We start from the raw sequence: 21,158 nt of genomic DNA, 5'->3' as shown, positions 1-21,158 counted from the left end.
TGACCAATCCCGTTGGACGGACGGGCCGTTCACTCGAAACCGGGCGCTCGCGGCCCGCCCTCCGTGGAGCCGCGGACGTGCGGGCGGGGTTGTTGGACGGACGGGCCGTTCACTCAGGTCGGGGTGCGTTCACGGCGGGGTGATCTTCGGGTGGGCGTTCGTAGGAACGTACGAACGGGGTGGGGTCACCCGTCCGGCATTTCGGGTTTTCCACCGCTGGTCAACGACCGTTCACCGGTTGTGTACTGGAGCGACGACCCGCCGGCGGGTGCCGCGAGTGATGTGGCGCTCGGCGACTCGGTCGAGACGAACCCCGACAGAGAGAAGGCGCCGTGGACTTCCTGCGTCCGACCTCGTGGCGCGAGGCCCTGGAGATCAGGGCGGCCCGCCCGGAGGCGACCGTGCTGGCCGGCGGCACCGACGTGCTCGTGGAGGTCAACTTCGGGCACCGCCGCCCGGAAGCCCTGCTTGACCTCACGAACGTCACCGAGCACCAGGGCTGGTCCGAGGCCGACGGGACGGTGCGCATCGGCGCGGGCCTGCCCTACGCGCGGCTGATCGACGAACTGGGCGACCGGCTGCCGGGTCTCGCGATGGCGGCCCGGACGGTGGGCTCACCGCAGATCCGCAACCGGGGCACGCTCGGCGGCAACCTCGGTTCGGCCTCCCCTGCCGGGGACGGGCATCCGGCGTTGCTGGCTTCGGACGCGCTGGTCGAGGTGGCGTCCGTGCGCGGAACGCGGTTGCTGCCGATCACCGAGTTCTTCACCGGTGTGAAGCGCAGCGCGCTCGCGGCCGACGAGCTGATCGCGGCGGTGCACCTCGCGCCGGCGTCGGGGCCGCAGCAGTTCGCGAAGGTCGGCACCCGCAACGCGATGGTGATCGCGGTGTGCACGTTCGCGATCGCGTTGCACCCGGAGCAGCGCCGCGTCGGCACCGGTGTGGGTTCGGCGGCGCCCACCCCGTTCCGGGCGACGGCCGCCGAGGACTTCCTCACCGCCGAACTCATCGGCACCGGTCAGTGGGAGCGCCCCCGCGCGCTGCCGGAGCTGGCCGCGAACCGGTTCGGCGAACTCGTCGCGGCAGCGGCGAGGCCCATCGACGACGTGCGCGGCACCGCCGACTACCGGCGGCACGCGCTGGGCGTGCTGGCCCGGCGCACGGTGCACCGCGTGTGGGACGACCACCGCACCAGGAGGCGGCAATGCGCGTGAACTTCACCGTCAACGGCCGGGCGCAGCAGGCCGACAACGTGTGGGAAGGCGAGAGCCTGCTCTACGTGCTGCGGGAGCGGCTCGGGCTGCCGGGCTCGAAGAACGCCTGCGAACAGGGCGAATGCGGTTCGTGCACGGTCACCTTGGACGGTGTCGCGGTGTGCGCGTGCCTGGTCGCGGCGGGCCAGGTGGAGGGCCGCGAGGTGGGCACCGTGGAGGGCCTCGCCGACGGGGACCGGCTCAGCGACGTGCAGCAGGCGTTCCTCGACGCGGGCGCCGTGCAGTGCGGTTTCTGCACGCCGGGGCTGCTGGTGCAGGCGACGGACCTGCTGGACAAGCAGGCCGAGCCCTCCGACGTGGAGATCCGGGAGGCGCTGGCGGGCAACCTGTGCCGCTGCACCGGCTACGAGAAGATCATGGACGCGGTGCGGCTGGCCGCCCGGCGGAAGTCCGGTCATGCCTGAGCCCACCCGGTTCGTGCTCGACGGTGCCGCGATCGCCACCGTCGACGGCGCGGAGCACGCCGAAGGCCACGTCGTCGTCGAAGGCGACCGGATCGTCGAGGTCGCTCCCGGCCGGGCCGATCCGTCGCGCGGCGAGCGGATCGACGTGAGCGGCTGCCTGATCACTCCGGGCCTGGTCAACACCCATCACCACCTGTACCAGTGGGCGACGCGCGGCTACGCGCCCGATTCGCCGTTGTTCGACTGGCTGACGCGGCTCTACCCGGTGTGGGCGGGGCTGGACGAGGACGGCACGCACGCGGCGGCCGCTGCCGGGCTGGCCAGGCTGGCGTTGTCCGGGGCGACCACGGTCGCCGACCACCACTACGTCTTCCCCCGCGACGGGGGCGACGTGTTCGGCGCCGTCGTCGCGGCCGCCGGGAGCATCGGGCTGCGGCTGCACGCGGTGCGCGGCTCGATGGACCGGGGCCGCTCCCGCGGCGGGCTGCCGCCGGATTCCCTGGTGGAGGACGTGGACGCGGCGCTGGCCGGGACCGATGCGGCGATCAGCCGGTTCCACGACCCGTCCCCCGGTTCGGCGGTGCGGGTCGCGGTCGGCCCGTGTTCGCCGTTCAGCGTCAGCGAGCGGCTGATGCGGGAGAGCGCGGAGCTGGCGCGGGCTCGCGGGGTGCGGCTGCACACCCACCTCGCGGAGACCGCCGACGAGCAGCGGCAGTGCCTCGCCGAGTTCGGCCGCACGCCGGTGGAGCACGCCGACGAGCTGGGCTGGCTGGGGCCGGACGTGTGGCTCGCGCACACCGTGCACCTGGCGGAGTCGGCGATCGCGCGGCTCGCCGAGACGGGCACCGGTTCCGCGCACTGCCCCAGTTCCAACGGGCGGTTGGGCGCGGGCGTCGCGCCGGTGCGCGCGCTGCTGGACGCGGGCGTGCCGGTGGGTCTCGGAGTGGACGGTGTCGCCTCGAACGAGGCGGGCGGGCTCGGCGAGGAGATGCGCCAGGCGTTGCTCACGGCCCGCGCCCGGTACGGCCCGGAGGCGCTGTCGGTGCGGGAGGCGCTGTTCGCCGCCACCCTCGGCGGCGCGCGCTGCCTGGGCAGGCAGGACGAGATCGGCTCGCTGCGGCCCGGCAAGCTCGCCGACCTCGCGGTGTGGCGGCTCGACGGGCTCGGGCACGCGGGGATCGACGACCCGGTCGCGGCGCTCGTGCTGGGCCCGCTGCCGCCGCTGCGGCTGCTGCTGTGCGGTGGGCGCGGCGTCGTCCAGGACGACCTGCTGACCTCGGTGTCCGAAGTGGACTTGGCGCGCGATCTGCGCGCCGCGAGCACCGGTATCCGCGCACGATTCGAACGACTCCACGGGGAGGTGGCCCGATGAGCGGCCCGACGCGCACTCCGCAGGACCTCGACACCGGCATCGCGGGCGGCATCGGGGAATCCCCGCTGCGCCCGGACGGCACGTTGAAGGTCCGCGGCGAATTCGCCTACTCCTCCGACCTGTGGGCGGAGGACATGCTGTGGGGCGCGACGCTGCGCAGCCCGCACCCGCACGCGCGGATCACGTCGATCGACGTGGCCGCGGCGCTGCGGCTGCCCGGCGTGCACGCGGTGCTCACCGCCGCCGACGTGCCCGGCGCCAACCGCTACGGCCTCAAGGCGCAGGACCAGCCGGTGCTGGCCGAGGACGTGGTGCGCTACCGGGGTGAGGCGGTCGCGCTGATCGCCGCCGACCACCCCGAGACGGCCCGCCGGGCGCTGGAGCGCGTCGAAGTGGGCTACGAGGTGCTCTCCCCCATCACCAACGCGGAGCTCGCCGCGCACGACGAGACGCTGCCGAAGCTGCACCCGGACGGCAACGTGGTGCGCCACCAGGTGATCCGCAAGGGCGACCCGGAGGCCGCGGCCGACGTCGTGGTCTCCGGCGTCTACACCGTGGGCATGCAGGACCAGGCGTTCCTCGGCCCCGAATCGGGTCTCGCACTGCCCGCGGAGGACGGCGGCGTCGACCTGTACCTGGCGACGCAGGACCTGCATTCCGACCTCAGGCAGACCGCGGCCGCGCTGGGGCTGCCGCCGGAGAAGGTGCGGATGACGCTGTCCGGGGTCGGCGGCGCGTTCGGCGGCCGGGAGGACCTGTCCATCCAGGTGCACGTGTGCCTGCTGGCGCTGCGCACCGGGAGGCCGGTGAAGATGGTCTACGGCCGGGAGGAGTCCTTCTACGGCCACGTGCACCGGCATCCGGCGAAGATGTACTACGAGCACGGCGCGACGCGTGACGGCGAGCTCGTGTACGTGAAGGCGCGGCAGTACTTCGACGGCGGCGCCTACGCGTCGAAGACCCCGGTCGTGGTGGGCAACGCGTCCACGCTCGGCGTCGGCCCGTACCGGGTGCCGAACGTCGACCTCGAATCCTGGGGCCTGTACACGAACAACCCGCCGTGCGGGGCGATGCGCGGGCTAGGCGCGGTGCAGCCGACCTTCGCCTACGAGTCGCAGATGGACAAGCTCGCCGCCGCGCTCGGCGCGGACCCGGCGGACCTGCGGATCCGCAACGCCGTGGCGCAGGGCGACGAGATCCCGACCGGGCAGTCGCTGGACTTCCCGGCGCCGGTGGCCGAACTGCTGCAGCGGCTCAAGGCGATCCCGCTGCCGCCGCGGCGGGAGAGCAGCGACATCCGCGACCTGCCCGGCGGTGCCTCCAACACGACGCACGGCGAGGGCGTGGTGCGCGGCGTCGGCTACGGCGTGACGATCAAGAACATCTGCTACTCCGAAGGTGCCGACGACTACTCCACGGCGCGGGTGCGGCTCGAACTCATCGGCGGTGAACCGGTCGCCGAGGTGCACACCGCGGCCGCCGAAGTCGGGCAGGGCCTCGTCACGGTGCAGCAGCAGATCGCCCGCACCGAGCTCGGCGTCGAACGCGTCACCATCCACCCCAACGACACGTCCGTCGGTGCCGCCGGATCCAGCTCCGCGTCCCGGCAGACCTACGTCACCGGTGGAGCGGTGCAGACGGCTTGCGCCGCCGTGCGGGACGCGGTGCTGCACCGGGCCGCGGAACTGCACGGAGTCGCACCGGCCGCGCTGACGCTGCAAGGCGGCAAGATCATGTCCGCGACCGCGGGCGTGCTCGCCGACCTCACCGAGATCCTCGGCGACGGCCCCATCGAGCTGACCAGGGAATACCACCACCGGCAGACGTTCCCGATGGACGAGAACGGGGCCAGCGACATGGTCCAGGTGCAGCACGCGTTCTCCGCGCACCGCGCCATCGTCGACGTCGACACCGAACTCGGCCTGGTCAAGGTGGTCCGGCTGGACTGCGTGCAGGACGTGGGCAAAGCCGTGAACCCGGACGCCGTCATCGGCCAGATCCAAGGCGGCAGCGCCCAAGGGCTCGGCCTCGCCGTGATGGAGGAGATCCAGGTCTCCGGCGGCGAGATGCGCAACGCGTCGTTCACCGACTACCTCATCCCCACCATCCTCGACATGCCACCGATGGAGATCGACATCATCGAGCGCGGCGACCCGAACGCGCCCTACGGCGTGCGCGGCGTCGGCGAGCCGCCGACGATCTCCACCACTCCCGCCGTGGTCGCCGCGATCCGCGCCGCCACCGGCAAACCGCTCACCCACGTGCCGGTAGCACCGCACCACATCATCTGAGCCCGGCCGTCCCCGGACGGCGATCCCGTCCGGCGGCCCGCTCCCGGAGCACCCCGGAATCGGCGATGCCCGCTGATTCCCCGACACGGCTGGAGATTCCACGTGCCCACCGAAACCGACTCCCCCGGCGTCGCCGCGACCGAGGCCCGCTGGGTCGCGACGGCGGTCGACCTGGCCACCGGCAGCGTCGACGACGGCGGCGGCCCCTTCGGCGCCCTCGTGCTGCGCGACGACCGGCTCATCGCCACCGGCACCAACCTCGTCACCTCCGACCTGGACCCCACCGCGCACGCCGAGGTGTCCGCCATCCGCCGCGCCTGCACGGAGCTCGGCACCTTCGACCTCACCGGCTGCGTGCTGGTCAGCTCCTGCGAACCGTGCCCGATGTGCCTCGGCGCCGCGTTGTGGTCGCGGGTGGACCGCGTCGTCTACGCCGCCGACCGGGAGGACGCCGCGCGCGGCGGGTTCGACGACCGCGCGTTCCACGACCTGTTCCGCAACCCCGACCAGCCCTGGCCGACCGCCGTGCGGCAGGTCGAACTCACCGAGCGCACCGCGCCGTTCGACCGGTGGCTCGCCAAGCCCGACCGCGTCGACTACTGAGCTCCACCTGAATTTCCCGGCGATACCGGGACTTCCAACCGCAGCAACCTTTTCTCGCCGTTCTCGCAAGAACGGCCGGTGATCCGAGCTTCGCCGCCCATCCGAGCCGAAGCCCGTCGGCCCGACGACACGTCGGCCCCGATCCGAACCCGAACGCCGCACCCGAATCGGGTGCCGACCTCCCCTGCCTGAATCCCACCCGCGCACCCGGCGCACTCGCAGCTCGCGAGTGCCCGCGACCTCGCGCGCCCGGAGGCCCCATGTCCGGCAAGCAGCCCACCGCACTCGACCGGCCGCACCTGCTCGACCGCTACTTCCGCATCACCGCCCGCGGCTCCACGCTGAGCAGGGAGATCCGCGGCGGCGTCACCACGTTCGTCGCGATGTCCTACATCGTGCTGCTCAACCCGCTGATCCTCGGCGCCGCCGCCGACAGCACCGGCGCCACGCTCACCACCACCCAGCTCACCACCGCGACCGCGCTATCGGCCGGAGTGATGACGGTCCTGATGGGCGTCGTCGGCAACGCTCCGCTGGCGATGGCCGCCGGACTCGGCGTGATCCCCGTCGTGGCGTTCACCATCGCCCCCGCCATGACCTGGGCGCAGGCGTTCGGGCTCGTCGTTCTCGAAGGGCTCGCGATCGTGGTGCTCGCGGCCAGCGGAGTGCGGCAACGCATCATCCGCGCCATCCCCGAACCCCTGAAGGTCGCGCTGACCGTGGGCATCGGGCTCTACATCGCCCTCGTCGGACTCGTCAGCGCCGGCTTCGTCACCCGCAAACCCGACGCGGCCGACACCACCGTGCCCGTGCAGCTCGGCACCGGCGGGCACCTGTCCGGATGGCCGGTCGCGCTGTTCTGCGTCACGGTGCTCCTGATGATCGTGCTGGTCACCCGGCAGGTGCCCGGCGCGATCCTGATCAGCATCGCGACCGGCACCGCGCTGTCGCTCGCCGTGCAGGCGCTGTGGCCGCTGCCCGCGCAGCAGTGGGGCGTGGTCACCCCGGAACTGCCCGACAGCCTCGTCTCCGCGCCGGACCTCAGCCTGATCGGGCACGTCGACCTGTTCGGCGGGTTCGGCACCGCCGGAGCCGTGGCGTGCGCGGCGTTCCTGTTCACCCTCATCCTGTCCGGGTTCTTCGACGCCATGGGCACCATCACCAGCGTCAGCCGCGAAGCCGGGCTCAGCTCCCCCGACGGCGACGGCACCGACGTGCCCGGCATGGGGCGCATCCTCGTCGTCGACGGCATCGGGGCCGTCGCGGGCGGGCTCAGCGGGAGCTCGCCGAACACCGTGTTCCTCGAATCCGCGGCCGGCGTCGGCGAAGGCGCGCGCACCGGATTCGCCAGCGTCGTCACCGGCGTCCTGTTCGCCGCCACCACCCTGTTCACCCCGCTCGCCGCGGTGGTGCCCGCGCAGGCCGCTGCTCCGGCACTGGTGCTCGTGGGCGGGATGATGATGGCGCAGTGCAGGCACATCCCGTGGCAGGACCAGAGCTACGTGCTGCCGGTGTTCCTCACCGTCGCGGTCATCCCGTTCACGTACTCGATCACCAACGGCATCGGCGCCGGGCTCATCGCCTACTGCGCGATCCGGGTCTGCCAAGGGAAGGCGCGCGAGCTCGGTGCACTGCTGATCGCGCTGGCCGCGGTGTTCGCCCTGTACTTCGGCATCACCGGCATCGAAGCCCTCTTCGCCTGACCCGCTCCCCGGAGTGAACGGCCCGTCCGTCCAACCGGATTGGACGAACGATCCGCTCACCCCACCACGAACCCCCACCCCGCCACCGCCGGATCGAAGTGAACGGCCCGTCCGTCCAACGGGATTGGTCAGACGGTCCGCTCACCCCGATCCAGTCGCCGCTGCCACCGGGGAAGCCGGAGCGAGTGAACGGACCGTTCGTCCAACGGGATTGGTCAAAAGGTCCGCTCACTCCATCCGCCCCAGCGCTCCACGTCCACCGCGCTTCGAACAGGAGGTCCGCGTGGCGTCGGGTTGGAGTGAACGGACCGTTCGTCCAAGGGGATTGGTCAGACGGTCCGCTCACCCCGATCCAGTCGCCGCTGCCACCGGGGAAGCCGGAGCGAGTGAACGGACCGTTCGTCCAAGGGGATTGGGCGAACGGTCCGTTCACTTCATCGGCTTCGCCTGGGGTGCGGGTGGGTAGGGTCGGGGGGTGCGGGTTGCGGGGGTGGTGCTGGCGGCGGGTGCGGGGCGGCGGTTCGGGAAGCCGAAGGCGCTCGTGGACTACCGGGGCACTCTGCTGGTGGACCGGGCGGCGCGCGTGCTCACCGAGGGTGGCTGCGCGCCGGTGCTCGTCGTGCTCGGCGCGGCGGAGGCCGAAGTGCGGGCGCGGGCCGAGCTCCGCGACGTCGCGGTGGTGTCCAATCCGGACTGGAACAGCGGGATGGGTTCCTCGTTCCGAGCCGGTCTCGCCGCTCTCGCAGCCGAACCGGAGGACGTCGCCGCGGCGCTGGTGCTGCCCGTGGACATGCCCGGTGTGACCGCGGAAGCGGTGCGCCGGGTCGCCGCGCACGCCGCTCCCGACGCGCTCGCCGCCGCCTCGCTCGAGCAACGCCGCAGTCACCCGGTGTTATTGGGCCGTGCGCACTGGCGAGGGGCCGCGGCGGACGCGGTCGGAGATGCGGGTGCGCGCCGTTACCTTCGTGATCATGCCGTCACCCTGGTGAGGTGCGACGGCGTCTCGGAAGGTTTCGATATCGACCGTCCCGCAGACCTCGACAGCGGCTAACCCGTAGAGTCGTCTGTCACGCGTGAGGTGGCGCCGAGCGACACCGTCCGCGGCTGCGACGCCGGCCAGGCAGGCGCGCCAACCCGGGCGGTGCACGCGTCACCGGGACGCAACAGCGCCGACGGGGAGGCAACATGGCAATGGGACACATCACCGCCAACTACGTGCCGGACGGCGATGACTGGTCGGTGACCGTTTCGACCGGGCAGAACACCCGCACCGCCCGCGCACCGGGCCTCATCGCCGCCAGGGATCAGGCGGATCAGCTCATCGAGCACTTGGCGCCGAACCCGAGCGGCCGGGTCGTGATCCACCTGCTCAACGGGGACGGATTCGCGTTCAGCACCGCGTACCTGCAGGCCCGGCACGGCCTGTCCGACGAAGCGACCCGGCAGGCCGCTGCCGCCGCCGACACCGCCAGCGCGCACGCCGCCAGATGACCCCGCCACCGGGGCGGAACACCGCGCCCGGGAACGGAGGAAAACCCGACAAGTTCGGCGAGAACCACGCAGCCCGCACCCTCTCTCTAGGATGGTCGCCGTGAACGCACCGACCAGCAGCTTGCCCGACGGGACCAGCCGGTCCCCCGGACGTGGCCGGCCACGGGACGCCACACGGGACACCGCCCTGCGCACCGCAGCGATGGAAGTGCTCGCCGACGTCGGCTACCGCGCCCTGACCATGGACGCGGTGGCCGCCCGCGCCCGCGCGGGCAAGGCCACGATCTACCGGCGTTGGGAATCGAAGCTCGACCTGGTCATCGACACCTGCAACGAGCTGGTGCAGCGCAACATCCCGGAGCCGGACCTGGGCAGCGTGCCCGCCGATCTCGGCGAGTTCCTGCGCGCGTTCGCCGCGTTCCTCACGGGCCCGGCGGGCAAGGCGGCGCAGGCGCTGGTCGGCGAGCTCCCGCACGAGCGCGAACTGGCCGACGCCTTCCGCGAGTCCTTCCTGCTGCCGCAGCGCAACGTGCTGCGCCGCATCGTGGAACGCGGCGTGGAGCGCGGTGAGATCAGCCCGCAGGCACCGATGGACACCGTGGTCGAGCTCGCCGGGGCAGCCCTGCTGCACCGGTTGATGCTCACCGGCGAACCGCTGGACGACCGGTTCGTGGACCGGCTGCTGCAGGACGCGCTGCTGCCGCTGCTGCGCCGCGACGGCTGAACCGCAACCTCTTCGGAGGCGGAAAAACGCTCGCGTAGCGCGATACCCTGAACACGGACCGTGACCGGAACGAGCGGAGGCCGCCGTGCTGCGAGGAACCATCGCCGAGCTGTACCGGTGGCCGGTGAAGTCGCTGCGCGGCGAAGCGGTTCCCGCCGCCCGCTTCGACGATCGCGGGATGGCGGGGGATCGCGCGCACGTGCTCGTCGACGAGCGGGCGAAGCGCGCCGGGTCGGTGCTCACCGTGCGGCAGAACCCGGCGCTGCTGCACTGGTCGGGGGCCTACGGGGCGGACGTCAGCGATCCGGCGGGGGAACCGGCGCTGCAGGGGCCGGACGGCTCGGCGTGGAAGTGGGACGACCCGGAGCTGCCGGGGGCGCTCGCCGATTCGCTGGGCATTCCGCTGAGCCTTCGCAGCGAGGACGGCAACCAGGACCGGGGTCCGACGGTGCTCGTCACCTTGCAGGCCACTGTGGACGCGTTGAGCGCGGACATGGGCGAACGGGTCGACCTGCTGCGGTTCCGGCCGAACGTGCACCTGGATCTCGACGTGGCGCCGTTCGCCGAACTCGGCTGGGGGCCGGGGACGACCCTCGCCACCGGGGACTTGACGCTGGAGATCGTCGGCCCGAACTCGGGGGCCTGCGTGCGCTGCGCCGTGCCCAGCTGGGACGCCGGTGGCCGGAAGCGCTGGAAGGAACTGCAGAGCCGGCTGATCGAACGCTACGACAACGAGTTCGGCACCATCATGCGCGTCACCCGAGGCGGCACGGCTCGGCGCGGCGAAGCCGCGGTCGTGCGCCCAGCAGGGTCATGACCCCGCGGACGCACGCCGCGCGGCTCAGCGGAAGATCTTGCGCACCACGATGACGGCGACCAGCGCGCCGACACCGATCATCGCGTAGCGCACCCTCGGATCGTTCAACTTGTCCTGCACGCTGGCCTTACCGGACTCCACGAACCGCTTCGGGTCCGCCTTGGTGCTCAACTCGTCCAGTGTCACGGCCAGCGAGTCACGAGCTTTCTCGATGTCGCGCTGAATGGCGTCCGGATCACGAGCCACGCCGTCCTCCTCCATGTTCACCTGGCTGGTGACACCGTAGATCACACGCTCCGCCGGGACCCACCGACCATTCCCTGAGTCGAGGCACGCATCGCGCACCGAACCACCCGGCCGGGGACACAACGGACATCACCACCCGTTAGGCTGGTCCGCACTGGGGGCCGTAGCCCAATTGGCAGAGGCACTAGGTTTAGGTCCTAGCCAGTGCGGGTTCGAGTCCCGCCGGCCTCACCGATGTCGACGCTCGGCGTCGTCTCGTTCCGCCTCCGCACCGTCGAACGGCGCTCACTCGTTCACCGCCGATCCGGGGCAGGCGACCACTTCTGGGCTCGCCCGCGGACCGCGCGTCCGGATCAGCGGTCGGAGTGGGTGAGGCCTTCGATGGTGAGGGCTTTGCGGCGCTGGTGGACCGTCAGGTAGCGGAGCCCGGACTCCCCGGCGAGGAACTCGCGGCGGGAGCGCTTCGGCAGCCAGAGCAGCGCTCCGGGGGCGAGGTCGACGTCGCCGCCTTCGGTGCGCAGCGTTCCCGTTCCGTGCAGCACGTGGATCAGCACGTCCAGGTCGGGCCCGGCGTGCGCGTCGATCTTCTCGCCCGCGGGCAGCTGGATGACGTTGGAGTCCAGGTCGCGCTCGCGGACCGGCAGCGCCCACACCGCACCCGCCGCGTCGGGGTCACCGCCCAGTTCGCCGGTGTCGCAGAGGATCCGGGGCAGCGGCGTCGAGTGCAGCCTGCCGATGCGCACGCGCCACTCCCGCGGCCCTTCGGCGACGTACTCCCAGCTGAAGCCGCCGGGGAAGTCCGCGTCGAACTCGCCGCGCAGGGGCCTCGGGTCGTGGTCGTTGATCAGGACGAACGCCTCACCCGGGGCGAGCGCGGTGAAGGCGCCGAAGATCGCGGGGTGCTTCTGCGGCTTCGGCAGCTCGCGGACGTCGAGCTCCTGCTCGGGCATGAGGCCTCCTGGACCTGTTTCCACAACGATCGATTGTATAAACTCTACGACCAGGATCGACGGCGAAGCCAGGGCGCCTCCCCGGCGCGCGCTCACGGCCACCACGCGAGGAGATCGTCATGGGCGGGAACTCGACCCCGGCACCGTCCGGGCGGCGGCGGGAAGTGCTGGCGCTGCTGCGGGAATCCCGCGCGACGTGGGACATCACCGCGCTCGCGCGGCGGCTCCAGGTGCACCCGAACACGGTCCGGTTCCACTTGGACGCCCTGGTCGGCGCCGGGCAGGTCGAACGCGTCGACGCGCGGCGCTCCGGCCCGGGCAGGCCGCCGCTGCTGTTCCGGGCCAAACCGGGCATGGACCCGGCCGGGCCGCGCGAGTACCGGCTGCTCGCGGGCATCCTCGTCGACGAGGTCGCGCAGGCCCCCGATCCGGTGCGCAGCGCGGGTGAGGCCGGGCGGCGCTGGGGCGCACGGCTGGCCGGTGACACCCCCCGCCCCAGCCGACGGGACGCCGTCGAGCACCTGACCGGGTTGCTCGACGAACTCGGGTTCCGGCCGGAGCCGCGCGCGGAGGGTGCGGAGATCGGGCTGCGGCACTGCCCCTTCCTCGAACTCGCCGAGCAGCATCGGCAGGTCGTGTGCCAAGTGCACCTCGGGCTCATGCAGGGCGTCACCGCGGCGATGGGCGCCCCCGTGACCGTCGACCGGCTCGACGCGTTCGTGGAACCCGACCTGTGCGTGGCGCACCTCGCCCCAGAGGAGCGGGGTTGACCGCGTGGGCGGTCGCGGTGGCCGTGACCTTCACCTGGATCGGCATGGTGCTCGCGATCTCGTTCGTGGAGGCCCCGCTGAAGTTCCGCGCGCCCGGCGTGACGGTGCCGATCGGACTGGGCATCGGGCGGTTGGTGTTCCGCGCGCTCAACGCCGTCGAGCTCGTGTTCGCGCTGGTCCTGCTGAGCGGCTTCGCCGCGCGGACGCCGCCGGTCGCCGCCGGGATCGCGTCGGGAGTCGCCGTGGCGGCGCTGGCGGCGCAGCTGCTGCTTGTGCGGCCCGTGCTGGGCCGGCGCACGCGCGCCGTGCTCGCCGGGCAGGAGCCGCCGCGCTCGCCCGCCCACCTCGCCTACGTCGCCCTGGAGTTCGGCAAGCTGGTCGCGCTGCTGACCGGCGGCGTCCTGCTGCTCACGTCCTGAAGGAGAAACCGTTGGCCACGACCTCGCTCACCGAACTCGCCGCCGAACGGCTCTCGGCCGCCCGGCGGTCCCGCGCCGGACGGGCCACCAGCACCGTCCACGGTGGATCGGAGCACGCGTTGCGGCAGGTGCTGCTCGCGCTCACCGCGGGCAGCGCGCTCGCCGACCACGAAAGCCCCGGCGAAGCCACGTTGCAGGTGCTGCAGGGTTCGGTCCGGCTCACCACCGAGTCCGATTCCCTCGCGGCGGCGGAAGGTGATCACCTCACGCTGCCACGCGAGCGGCACGGCCTCGCCGCGGTCAGCGACGCCGTCGTGCTGCTGACCGTCATCGCGCCCACCTCGTGACGCGGGCGGCGCGCTACCGGCGGATGAGGCCGCGGTCGACGGCCACGGCCACCGCCGCGGTGCGGGAGTCCACGCCGAGCTTGCCGTAGATGTGCACCAGGTGGGACTTCACCGTGGCCTGGCTGAGGAACAGCTGCTTGCTGATCCGCTGGTTCGACAGGCCGTCCGCGACGAGCTCCAGCACTTCCGTTTCGCGGCGGCTCAGCGCGGTGCCGGGCGTGCGCATCCGATCCATCAAGCGGTGCGCGATGGTCGGCGCCAGCGCGGACTGGCCCGCGGCGGCGGTGCGCACGGCCGCCGCCAACTCCTCCGGGGGCGCGTCCTTGAGCAGGTAGCCGGTGGCGCCCGCTTCGACGGCGGCGAGGATGTCGGCGTCGGTGTCGTAGGTGGTCAGCACCAGCACGCGGGGCGCGTCCGGCAGCGCGGTGATCGCGGCCGTCGCGTCCGAGCCGTGCATGCCCGCGCCGAACTGGAGGTCCATCAGCACCAGGTCGACCTGTTCGGTGCCGGCGAGTTCGACGGCGCGTTCGGCGCTGACGGCCTCGGCGACGACCTCGAAGTCCGGTTCGGTGTCGAGCACGGCACGCAGGCCGGTGCGCACCACCGGGTGGTCGTCGGCGAGCAGCAACCGGATGATCCCGCTCATCACGCGTCCCCTTCCGTCACGGGCCTGCGCGGGAAGCTCACCGCGAGCGCGGTGCCCTGCCCCGGCGAGGACTCCACGCTCAACGTGCCACCGAGCGCGCGGGCCCGCGCCCGCATCGCGGCCAGACCGAAGCCGCCGTCGATGCGCCCGGCACCGGACTCCGCCGCCGGGTCGAACCCGATGCCGTCGTCGACCAGGTCGAGCGCGACCCGGGTGTCCATGTAGGTCAGCGTCATCTCCGCCGCCGCCGCTCGCGCGTGCCGGACGGTGTTGGCCAGCGCGGACTGCGCGATCCGCAGCAGCGCCACCTCGAACGGGGTGGGGATCGCGGCCGGTTCGCCGTCCAGGTGGAACCGGACCGCGGCCCCCGAGTGGGCCGAGGTGGTGGCGCACAACCGTTCCAGCGCCGCCGGCAGCGACCCGCCTTCCAGGTCGGGCGGGGTCAGGGCGTGCACGAAGCGCCGGGCCTCCGCCAAGTTGTCCTGCGCCTCCCCGCGCGCCCGCAGCACGTGGTCCGCGGCCAGGTCGGGCTGCTCGGGCAGGGCGCGCTCGGCGGCGCGCAGCAGCAGCTGGATGCTGGAGAGGCCCTGCGCGAGGGTGTCGTGGATCTCCTTGGCCAGCCGCTCCCGCTCCGCGAGCACGCCCGCGGAGCGCTCGGCCACGGCGAGGTCGTGGCGGGCCGCGGTGAGCTCCTCGATCAACTCGCGGCGCTGCTCGCTCTCCCGGTACAGGGCCTGGTAGCCGAGCACGACGGCCACGGCGACGGCCGCGCCGAGTGCGGGACCGAGGGCCGCCGCCGGGGTGAAACCGCCCTGGTGCCAGGCGAAACCGGCGATCGCGAACACCGTCGTGACCAGCACCACCGGCAGCCCCGAACGGTCCGGCAGCAGGTGCAGCTGCAGGAAGAACAGCGGGAACGCCAGCCACACGCCGTCCGGGGTGAGCCACAGCAGCACCAGCCACACCGCGCCGAGCACGCCGAGCCACGCCGCCGCGGCCCACTTCGACCGGCTCACCCGAGGCAGCAGCGGGCCCGCCGCGTACACGGCGGCCAGCACGGTGGCCGCGGCGATCACCGCTGCGGGACGCGGTAGCTCGTTGGTCACGGCGTGCACCGCGGCCAGCACGAGCAGCCCCGCCATCAGCAGATGCAGGCACAGGCGCAACGCGCGCAGCGGTCGGGTGAGCGTCAAGGGGTCCACGGTTTTTCCAGGCTACGTCCTGGTCAGGGCGGTGCATCGATCGAAAGGTTGATTCGCGCCCGCACCTTTCGACACCGCGGAGCCGATCCGCGGCGCGATGTTCCGAAGCGCTTGCCGGACGAGTGTTGATGCCGTGCCGGGCAGGAACCCGGCCGGAACGTGAGAGAAAGGCACTCGACCGTGTTCGTCGCCACCAGAGATCTCCGGTTCGCGAAGGGGCGGTTCGCCCTGATGGGGACCGTCATCATCCTGATGACCCTGCTCGTCGGACTGCTGTCCGGCCTCACCGCGGGCCTGGGCCGGGAGAGCACCTCGGCCATCACCGACCTGCCCGCCGACCACGTGGTGTTCTCCGCGCCGTCGGAAGGCCAGGAGCCGACCTTCACCGAGTCCGAAGTGGACCAGCAGCAGTGGCGCCAGTGGCGCGACGTGCCCGGCGTGCACGGCGCGGACCCGCTGGGCATCGCCACCGCCAAGGCGCAGTCCGGCACGAACAGCACCGCCCTGGCCACCTTCGGCGTCGAGCGGGGTTCCGCCCTGGTGCCCGAAGGCGGGAACGTCGGCCCCGGCGAGGTCGTGCTCTCCGAAGGAGCGGCCGACGACCTCAACGTCGGCAGCGGGGACTCCATCACCGTGTCCGGGCAGGACATGCGCGTGACCGCCGTGTCCGGCGACGCCTCCTACAGCCACAACCCCGTCGTGTGGACGAGCCTCGCCGACTGGCAGCGGCTCTCGCCCGGAACCGAGCAGAAGGCGACCGTGATCGCGCTCAACAGCGACGACGGCGCCGACCTCGCCACGGCCGACGCGCAGCTGCGCACCAGCACCACCACCACGTCCGGCGCGCTGTCGGCGATCAGCTCGTACAGCTCGGAGAACGGGTCGCTGCAACTGATGCAGGCCTTCCTGTTCGCGATCTCCGCGCTGGTCATCGGCGCCTTCTTCACCGTGTGGACCATCCAGCGCAGCGGGGACATCGCGGTGCTCAAGGCCCTCGGCGCCACCACCCGCTACCTGCTGCGCGACGCCCTCGGACAAGCCGTCGTGCTGCTCGTCGGCGGCACCGCCATCGGCACCGGCATCGCCGCCGCGATCGGCGCGGTCGCCGTGGGCACCGTCCCGTTCGTGCTGGAAGTCGGCACCGTGCTGCTGCCCGCCGCCGTGATGATCGTGCTCGGCGCGCTCGGCGCGGCGCTGTCGGTCCGGCGTATCACCGCGGTCGATCCGCTGACCGCCCTGTCCACCCGCTGATCACCCGAGCCAGGAGCCAGTCATGAGTTTGCAGTTGCGCGACATCACCCTCACCTACCCCGACGGCGATTCCCGGCTCACCGCCGTGGACCACGCCGACCTGGACGTGCCCGCCGGTTCGGTGACCGCCGTGATCGGTCCGTCCGGTTCGGGCAAGTCCAGCCTGCTCGCCGTCGCCGCCGCGCTCGTCACCCCCGACTCCGGCCGGGTCGTCGTGGACGGCACCACCGTCACCGGCATGAACCAGGCGCAGATGACCGCGGTGCGGCGGGAGAAGATCGGCATCATCTTCCAGCAGCCGAACCTCATCGCGTCGCTGACCGCGGCCGAGCAGTTGCAGGTCATGGCGCACCTCGACGGGCGCTCGGCGCGGGACGCGCGGGACCGCGCGGTGGAACTGCTGGACGCGGTGGGCCTGTCCGACAAGAAGGACCGCAGGCCGCACCAGCTCTCCGGTGGGCAGCGGCAGCGCATCAACATCGCCCGCGCGCTCATGAACGACCCGGCGGTGCTGCTCGTCGACGAGCCGACCAGCGCGCTCGACCACGAACGCGGAGCCGCCGTGATCGACCTGATCACCACGCTGACCCACCGCCGCGCCACCGCGACCGTGCTGGTCACCCACGACACCACCCACCTCAGCGGGGTGGACCAGGTCGCCGAGGTCCTCGACGGCCGGGTCCGCGTCCCCGCGGCGAACTGACAGGACACGACCATGAGGAAGAGCTACTTCGCCGCGGTGATCTACACGGTGCTCGGCCTGCTGGCCGGGGTGTACTTCCGCGAGCTGACCAAAGCGCAGGAATTCGTCGGTGACACGCAGCTCTCGGTGCTGCACACCCACCTGCTCGTGCTCGGCACGCTGGTGTTCCTGCTGGTGCTGCTGTTCGAGCGGGTCGCCGGGCTGTCCCGCAGCAGGTGGTTCGGCTGGTTCTTCTGGACCTACAACGCCGGGATGCTGATCACCGTCGGCGGCATGGCGGTCAACGGCACCATGACCGTGCTCGGCGAGCCGACCGGCGCCGCGCTCGCCGGCATCTCGGGGCTCGGCCACACCCTGCTGACCATCGGCCTGGTGTCCCTGTTCACGGCGATCCACCGCACCCTGCCGGCACCGCAGCACCCCCAACGGCGCTGACCCCACCGGAGTGAACGGACCGTCCGTCTGATCCCGTTGGACGAACGGTCCGTTCACCCGGAACGCTCCCGCAGCGCCCGAAGCACGGCGCGGCATCTGGAGATGAGTGAACGGACCGTCCGTCCAATCCCGTTGGGCAAACGGTCCGCTCACTCGGAAACCGAACCCGCCCCAGGCGACGCGCAGCGGCACCCGGAGTTGGTGAACGGACCGTTCGACCAATCCCGTTGGGCAAACGGTCCGCTCACTCGGAAACCGAACCCGCCCCAGGCGACGCGCAGCGGCACCCGGAGTTGGTGAACGGACCGTTCGACCAATCCCGTTGGACGAACGGTCCGCTCACTCCGAAACCGAACCCGCCGTACCTGGGTGAACGGACCGTTCGACCGATCCCGTTGGACGGACGGGCCGTTCACTCCGGGCCGCGGTGGCGGGGCGGGGTCAGGCGTTCACGTAGGTCAGGACCGCTAGGACTCGCCGGTGGCCGGTGTCGCCTGCGGGGAGGCCGAGTTTGCGGAAGATGTTGCCGATGTGCTTCGTCACCGCCCGCTCGGTCACGACCAGCGAGGCGGCGATGGTGAGGTTGTCGTGGCCTTGCGCCATCAGGTGCAGCACTTCGCGTTCGCGGGCGGTGAGCACGTCCAGCGGGGAGCGCCGGTTCATCAGCTGCGAGACCACGTCCGGGTCGAGCGCGGTGCCGCCGGCGGCGACCCGGTCGAGCGCGTCGAGGAACTCCTCGACGCGGCCCACCCGGTCTTTGAGCAGGTAGCCGATGCCGCTCGCGCCGGAGCCGAGCAGTTCGGCGGCGTAGGCGCGCTCCACGTACTGCGAGAGCACCAGCACGGGGAGCCGGGGCAGGTGTTCGCGGATCGCGATGGCCGCGCGCAGGCCCTCGTCCCGGTAGTCGGGCGGCATCCGCACGTCGAGCACGGCGATGTCGGGGCGGTGTTCGAGCAGGGTCGGCACGATCTCGGGGCCGCTGGTGGCGGTGCCGACGATCTCGTGGCCCGCTGATCTCAGCAGCAGGCCGATGCCTTCGCGCAGCAGCGCGTTGTCCTCGGCGATCACTACGCGCACGGCAGCCGCACCTCGATCGTGGTTCCGCCGCCCGCCGGGCTGTCGATGCGGGCGGTGCCGTCGAGCGCGGCCACTCGGCGGCGGATGCCGAGCAGGCCGGTGCCGCCGTCCGGGTCGGCGCCGCCGCGGCCGTCGTCGCGGATGACGACGCGCAGGCTGTCGCCGTCCTCGTCGATGGTCACTTCGGCGTGCCGGGCGGTGCTGTGCTTGGTCATGTTGGTGAGCGATTCGGCGACGACGAAGTACGCGGCGGCTTCGACCGGTGCCGGTGGCCGCGCCAGCACCTCGGGCAGCCGGACCGCCACCGGGATGCTGCGGCCGTCGGCGAGCGCGTGCACGGCGCCGCCGAGGCCGCGGTCGGCGAGGATCGGCGGGTAGATGCCGCGGATGAGCCCGCGCAGCCCGCCCAGCGAATCCTCGATGCCCTCCCGAGCTTCCCGCAGCATCGCGCGGGCGGCGTCCGGGTCGGCGGTGAAGGCACGCTCGGCCAGGCCGAGCCGGACGGAGACGGCGACCAGCTGGGCTTGGACGCCGTCGTGCAGGTCGCGTTCGATGCGGCGCAGTTCGGCGCCGTGCGATTCGACTGCGTCGGTGCGCGTCTCGGTGAGCCGTTCGACCCGGGCGGCGAGCCGGGCCCGGTCGGTTGGGCGCAGCAACGAGCCGGACAGCAGGGTGAGGCCGCGCACCGCGGGCGGCAGGCCCCAGAGGTACAGGGCCGCGTAGCAGGCGGCCTGCAGGAACGGCAGCGTCAAGGCCTGCGGCCAGCTGCGCACTTCGACGAACGCGGTGACCGCGCCCGGCGGCAGCAGCCACCACCACGCGGGCATCGTCAGGCTGTACCCGACGGCGGGCGGCAGCGCGATCACGAACACGGCGACGAGGCCGCTGAGCGCCCCGTAGGAGACCAGCCACACCAGGTCCCGCCACGTCGCCGGATCGCGCGCCACGATCCGGAATCGGCGCCACCACCCGCCTCGCGGCACCTGGTACGGCGCCGGGATCCGGTGTCCGAGCACCCTGCCGACCCGCTCGCGTTCCAGGTCGGCCAGTGCGCGCACCGGTCGCACGACTTCCGGGGCCAGCGGCAGCAGGAGCAGCAGCAACGGCACCAGCGTGGCGCCGAACGCCGCGGGCAGCGCCGTGCGCAGTCCGTCGAGCAGTACCGCGGTGGCCCGCCCGCTGCGCGTGATCGCCGTTGTCATCCTGCCCCCGTGTGCGGCCGCCGTGACGTGCGACGACACCGCGGAACTCTACTCGGCGCCCCGCCGGGGGTGTAGCTGGCTACACCGCGGTTCGGGGAGCGGGAACCGCTGTGGCGCAACGGGAATCTCCCTAATCTCGAATTCGTCGGACCGGCCGGGCGATGCGTGCGGCCGGGGATTCCCCTCACCGCTCGGCGCGAACGTCCTCCCGCGCCGGAGCACGATCGCGGTCCGCACACGGACATTCGTCGTCCCGGTCCGGGGCGACGCACCTCTCGCAGGAAGGAACCGTCGTGGTCATCCACACCCCGGCGAACGACGAGCAGCGCCGCGCCCGCCCGGGCATCCGCGGCCTCATCGCGCGGAACCCGCTGGTCAGCTTCTTCACCCTCGCCTTCGGGCTCAGCTGGGTCGCGTGGATCCCCTACGTCTTGTCCGAGCAGGGCATGGGGTTGGTGGGCTTCCGCTTCCCCGAGGTCCTCGGCAGCCCGCAGCTGCTGGCGCTGCTGCCCGGCGCCTACCTCGGCCCGATCGCGGCCGCGTTCCTGGTCACGGCCCTCAGCGATGGCCGGGACGGGGTGCGCCACTGGGTGGGCAGGCTGTTCCGGTGGAACGTGAACTGGCGCTGGTACGTGTCGCTGATCGTCGGCGTGCCGCTGCTGCTGAGCGCGGTGAGCCTGCCGTTCTCCGGCTGGCAGGTCCAGGCACCGCCGATGTGGGTGCTCGCGGCGTACCTGCCCGCCCTGGTGTTCCAGCTGCTCACGACCGGTCTGGCCGAGGAGCCGGGTTGGCGGGACTTCGCGCTGCCCCGAATTCAGCCGCGGTTCGGCCCGCTGCTGGGCACCGTGATCCTCGGGGTGCTGTGGGGCGCGTGGCACCTGCCGCTGTTCCTCACCGACTGGGCCGGGTATCCGCACGTCCACTGGACGCAGCCGGTCGAGTTCGTGCTGGCGGCCGTCGTGTTCAGCTTCGTGATCACGTGGGTGTTCAACCGCACCGGCGAGAGCCTGCCGCTGGCCATGATCTTGCACGTCGGGGTGAACAACTTCTTCTCCGTGGCGTGGACGGAGATGTTCCCCGGGGTCGATCCGAGCCAGGACTCGACGCACATCCAGCTGATCGCCTGGGGAACGGTGGGCCTGGTGCTGATCGTCGCGACGCGCGGCAAGCTCGGCTACCGCGGCGAAACGACTCCGACTTCCTGAGAACGGCCGGGGTCTCCTGGAGTGAA

At 72.2% G+C, this 21,158-nt stretch carries 23 protein-coding genes and 1 tRNA gene; 18 read left to right on the top strand and 6 right to left on the bottom strand.

Features of this window, described 5'->3' with window-relative positions; genetic code table 11:
• Positions 1-332 precede the first annotated feature (332 nt).
• From BJ969_RS03825 to BJ969_RS03780, 10 genes are all read left to right on the top strand, one after another.
• Positions 333-1,214, top strand: a complete 882-nt coding sequence (locus tag BJ969_RS03825) for an FAD binding domain-containing protein (RefSeq protein WP_184477354.1) — start codon at positions 333-335, stop codon at positions 1,212-1,214.
• Positions 1,205-1,678, top strand: coding sequence for a (2Fe-2S)-binding protein (locus BJ969_RS03820; protein WP_184477352.1), 474 nt, complete (start codon positions 1,205-1,207; stop codon positions 1,676-1,678). The genes BJ969_RS03825 and BJ969_RS03820 overlap by 10 nt, the downstream gene beginning before the upstream one ends.
• On the top strand, positions 1,671-3,050 hold the full coding sequence (locus tag BJ969_RS03815; protein WP_184477350.1) for an 8-oxoguanine deaminase: 1,380 nt from the start codon (positions 1,671-1,673) through the stop codon (positions 3,048-3,050). The genes BJ969_RS03820 and BJ969_RS03815 overlap by 8 nt, the downstream gene beginning before the upstream one ends.
• Positions 3,047-5,341, top strand: a complete 2,295-nt coding sequence (pucD, locus tag BJ969_RS03810; protein ID WP_184477348.1) for a xanthine dehydrogenase subunit D — start codon at positions 3,047-3,049, stop codon at positions 5,339-5,341. The genes BJ969_RS03815 and pucD overlap by 4 nt, the downstream gene beginning before the upstream one ends.
• 102 nt (positions 5,342-5,443) lie before the next feature.
• The gene (locus BJ969_RS03805) at positions 5,444-5,944 is read left to right on the top strand and encodes a deaminase (RefSeq protein WP_184477346.1); all 501 of its coding nucleotides are present in this window, start codon (positions 5,444-5,446) and stop codon (positions 5,942-5,944) included.
• A gap of 260 nt (positions 5,945-6,204) precedes the next feature.
• Positions 6,205-7,647 (top strand): NCS2 family permease, encoded by a 1,443-nt coding sequence (locus BJ969_RS03800; protein WP_184477343.1) that lies wholly within the window; start codon positions 6,205-6,207, stop codon positions 7,645-7,647.
• Between the two features lie 475 nt (positions 7,648-8,122).
• Positions 8,123-8,698 (top strand): nucleotidyltransferase family protein, encoded by a 576-nt coding sequence (locus BJ969_RS03795; protein WP_343071205.1) that lies wholly within the window; start codon positions 8,123-8,125, stop codon positions 8,696-8,698.
• A 134-nt stretch (positions 8,699-8,832) separates the two neighbouring features.
• Positions 8,833-9,138: a hypothetical protein gene (locus BJ969_RS03790; RefSeq protein WP_184477341.1), complete on the top strand. Its 306-nt coding sequence runs from the start codon at positions 8,833-8,835 to the stop codon at positions 9,136-9,138.
• 100 nt (positions 9,139-9,238) lie between these two features.
• Complete coding sequence (locus tag BJ969_RS03785) at positions 9,239-9,862, top strand: TetR/AcrR family transcriptional regulator (protein WP_343071204.1); 624 nt, start codon at positions 9,239-9,241, stop codon at positions 9,860-9,862.
• Between the two features lie 85 nt (positions 9,863-9,947).
• The gene (locus BJ969_RS03780; protein WP_184477337.1) at positions 9,948-10,679 is read left to right on the top strand and encodes an MOSC N-terminal beta barrel domain-containing protein; all 732 of its coding nucleotides are present in this window, start codon (positions 9,948-9,950) and stop codon (positions 10,677-10,679) included.
• Positions 10,680-10,703: 24 nt separating this feature from the next.
• Here BJ969_RS03780 and BJ969_RS03775 read toward each other — a convergent pair whose 3' ends face one another.
• Positions 10,704-10,925: a DUF3618 domain-containing protein gene (locus BJ969_RS03775; protein ID WP_184484752.1), complete on the bottom strand. Its 222-nt coding sequence runs from the start codon at positions 10,923-10,925 to the stop codon at positions 10,704-10,706.
• 157 nt (positions 10,926-11,082) lie between these two features.
• On the opposite strand from BJ969_RS03775, the gene BJ969_RS03770 reads away from it, so the two are divergent.
• Positions 11,083-11,156 (top strand) — tRNA-Leu (locus tag BJ969_RS03770).
• Between the two features lie 122 nt (positions 11,157-11,278).
• Here the strand turns inward: BJ969_RS03770 and BJ969_RS03765 are convergent.
• Positions 11,279-11,875, bottom strand: coding sequence for a DUF2249 domain-containing protein (locus BJ969_RS03765; protein WP_184477335.1), 597 nt, complete (start codon positions 11,873-11,875; stop codon positions 11,279-11,281).
• A 119-nt stretch (positions 11,876-11,994) separates the two neighbouring features.
• Here BJ969_RS03765 and BJ969_RS03760 point away from each other — a divergent pair, with 119 nt between their 5' ends.
• The 3 genes from BJ969_RS03760 to BJ969_RS03750 are packed head-to-tail and all read left to right on the top strand — an operon-like array spanning position 11,995 to position 13,411.
• Positions 11,995-12,645 carry a helix-turn-helix transcriptional regulator gene (locus BJ969_RS03760; protein WP_184477333.1) on the top strand — a complete coding sequence of 217 codons (651 nt, stop codon included), beginning with the start codon at positions 11,995-11,997 and terminating at the stop codon, positions 12,643-12,645.
• 44 nt (positions 12,646-12,689) lie between these two features.
• Complete coding sequence (locus BJ969_RS03755) at positions 12,690-13,064, top strand: hypothetical protein (RefSeq protein ID WP_184484750.1); 375 nt, start codon at positions 12,690-12,692, stop codon at positions 13,062-13,064.
• Between the two features lie 11 nt (positions 13,065-13,075).
• Positions 13,076-13,411 carry a cupin domain-containing protein gene (locus BJ969_RS03750; RefSeq protein ID WP_184477331.1) on the top strand — a complete coding sequence of 112 codons (336 nt, stop codon included), beginning with the start codon at positions 13,076-13,078 and terminating at the stop codon, positions 13,409-13,411.
• Positions 13,412-13,424: 13 nt separating this feature from the next.
• Here the strand turns inward: BJ969_RS03750 and BJ969_RS03745 are convergent, their stop codons facing one another.
• The gene (locus BJ969_RS03745; RefSeq protein ID WP_184477329.1) at positions 13,425-14,057 is read right to left on the bottom strand and encodes a response regulator; all 633 of its coding nucleotides are present in this window, start codon (positions 14,055-14,057) and stop codon (positions 13,425-13,427) included.
• Positions 14,057-15,259 (bottom strand): sensor histidine kinase, encoded by a 1,203-nt coding sequence (locus BJ969_RS03740; protein ID WP_343071203.1) that lies wholly within the window; start codon positions 15,257-15,259, stop codon positions 14,057-14,059. The genes BJ969_RS03745 and BJ969_RS03740 overlap by 1 nt, the downstream gene beginning before the upstream one ends.
• Before the next feature lie 180 nt (positions 15,260-15,439).
• Between BJ969_RS03740 and BJ969_RS03735 the strand changes: the two genes are divergently transcribed.
• The 3 genes from BJ969_RS03735 to BJ969_RS03725 are packed head-to-tail and all read left to right on the top strand — an operon-like array spanning position 15,440 to position 17,648.
• Entirely contained in the window at positions 15,440-16,510 is a 1,071-nt protein-coding gene (locus BJ969_RS03735) for an ABC transporter permease (protein ID WP_184484746.1), read from the top strand.
• Positions 16,511-16,532: 22 nt separating this feature from the next.
• Entirely contained in the window at positions 16,533-17,213 is a 681-nt protein-coding gene (locus BJ969_RS03730) for an ABC transporter ATP-binding protein (RefSeq protein ID WP_184477327.1), read from the top strand.
• A gap of 12 nt (positions 17,214-17,225) precedes the next feature.
• Positions 17,226-17,648 (top strand): DUF2871 domain-containing protein, encoded by a 423-nt coding sequence (locus BJ969_RS03725; protein ID WP_184477325.1) that lies wholly within the window; start codon positions 17,226-17,228, stop codon positions 17,646-17,648.
• A 441-nt stretch (positions 17,649-18,089) separates the two neighbouring features.
• Here BJ969_RS03725 and BJ969_RS03720 read toward each other — a convergent pair whose 3' ends face one another.
• Entirely contained in the window at positions 18,090-18,725 is a 636-nt protein-coding gene (locus tag BJ969_RS03720) for a response regulator (protein ID WP_184477323.1), read from the bottom strand.
• A complete protein-coding gene (locus BJ969_RS03715; RefSeq protein ID WP_184477321.1) occupies positions 18,716-19,927 on the bottom strand; it encodes a sensor histidine kinase in 1,212 nt (403 codons plus the stop codon). Before BJ969_RS03715 ends, BJ969_RS03720 begins: the two co-directional genes overlap by 10 nt.
• Before the next feature lie 293 nt (positions 19,928-20,220).
• Here BJ969_RS03715 and BJ969_RS30740 point away from each other — a divergent pair, with 293 nt between their 5' ends.
• Positions 20,221-21,132 (top strand): CPBP family intramembrane glutamic endopeptidase, encoded by a 912-nt coding sequence (locus BJ969_RS30740; RefSeq protein WP_343071202.1) that lies wholly within the window; start codon positions 20,221-20,223, stop codon positions 21,130-21,132.
• The last annotated feature ends 26 nt before the right edge of the window (positions 21,133-21,158 follow it).

The organism is Saccharopolyspora gloriosae (assembly GCF_014203325.1).
Lineage (GTDB): Bacteria > Actinomycetota > Actinomycetes > Mycobacteriales > Pseudonocardiaceae > Saccharopolyspora_C > Saccharopolyspora_C gloriosae.
This window is presented reverse-complemented; position numbering and strand designations above follow the sequence as displayed.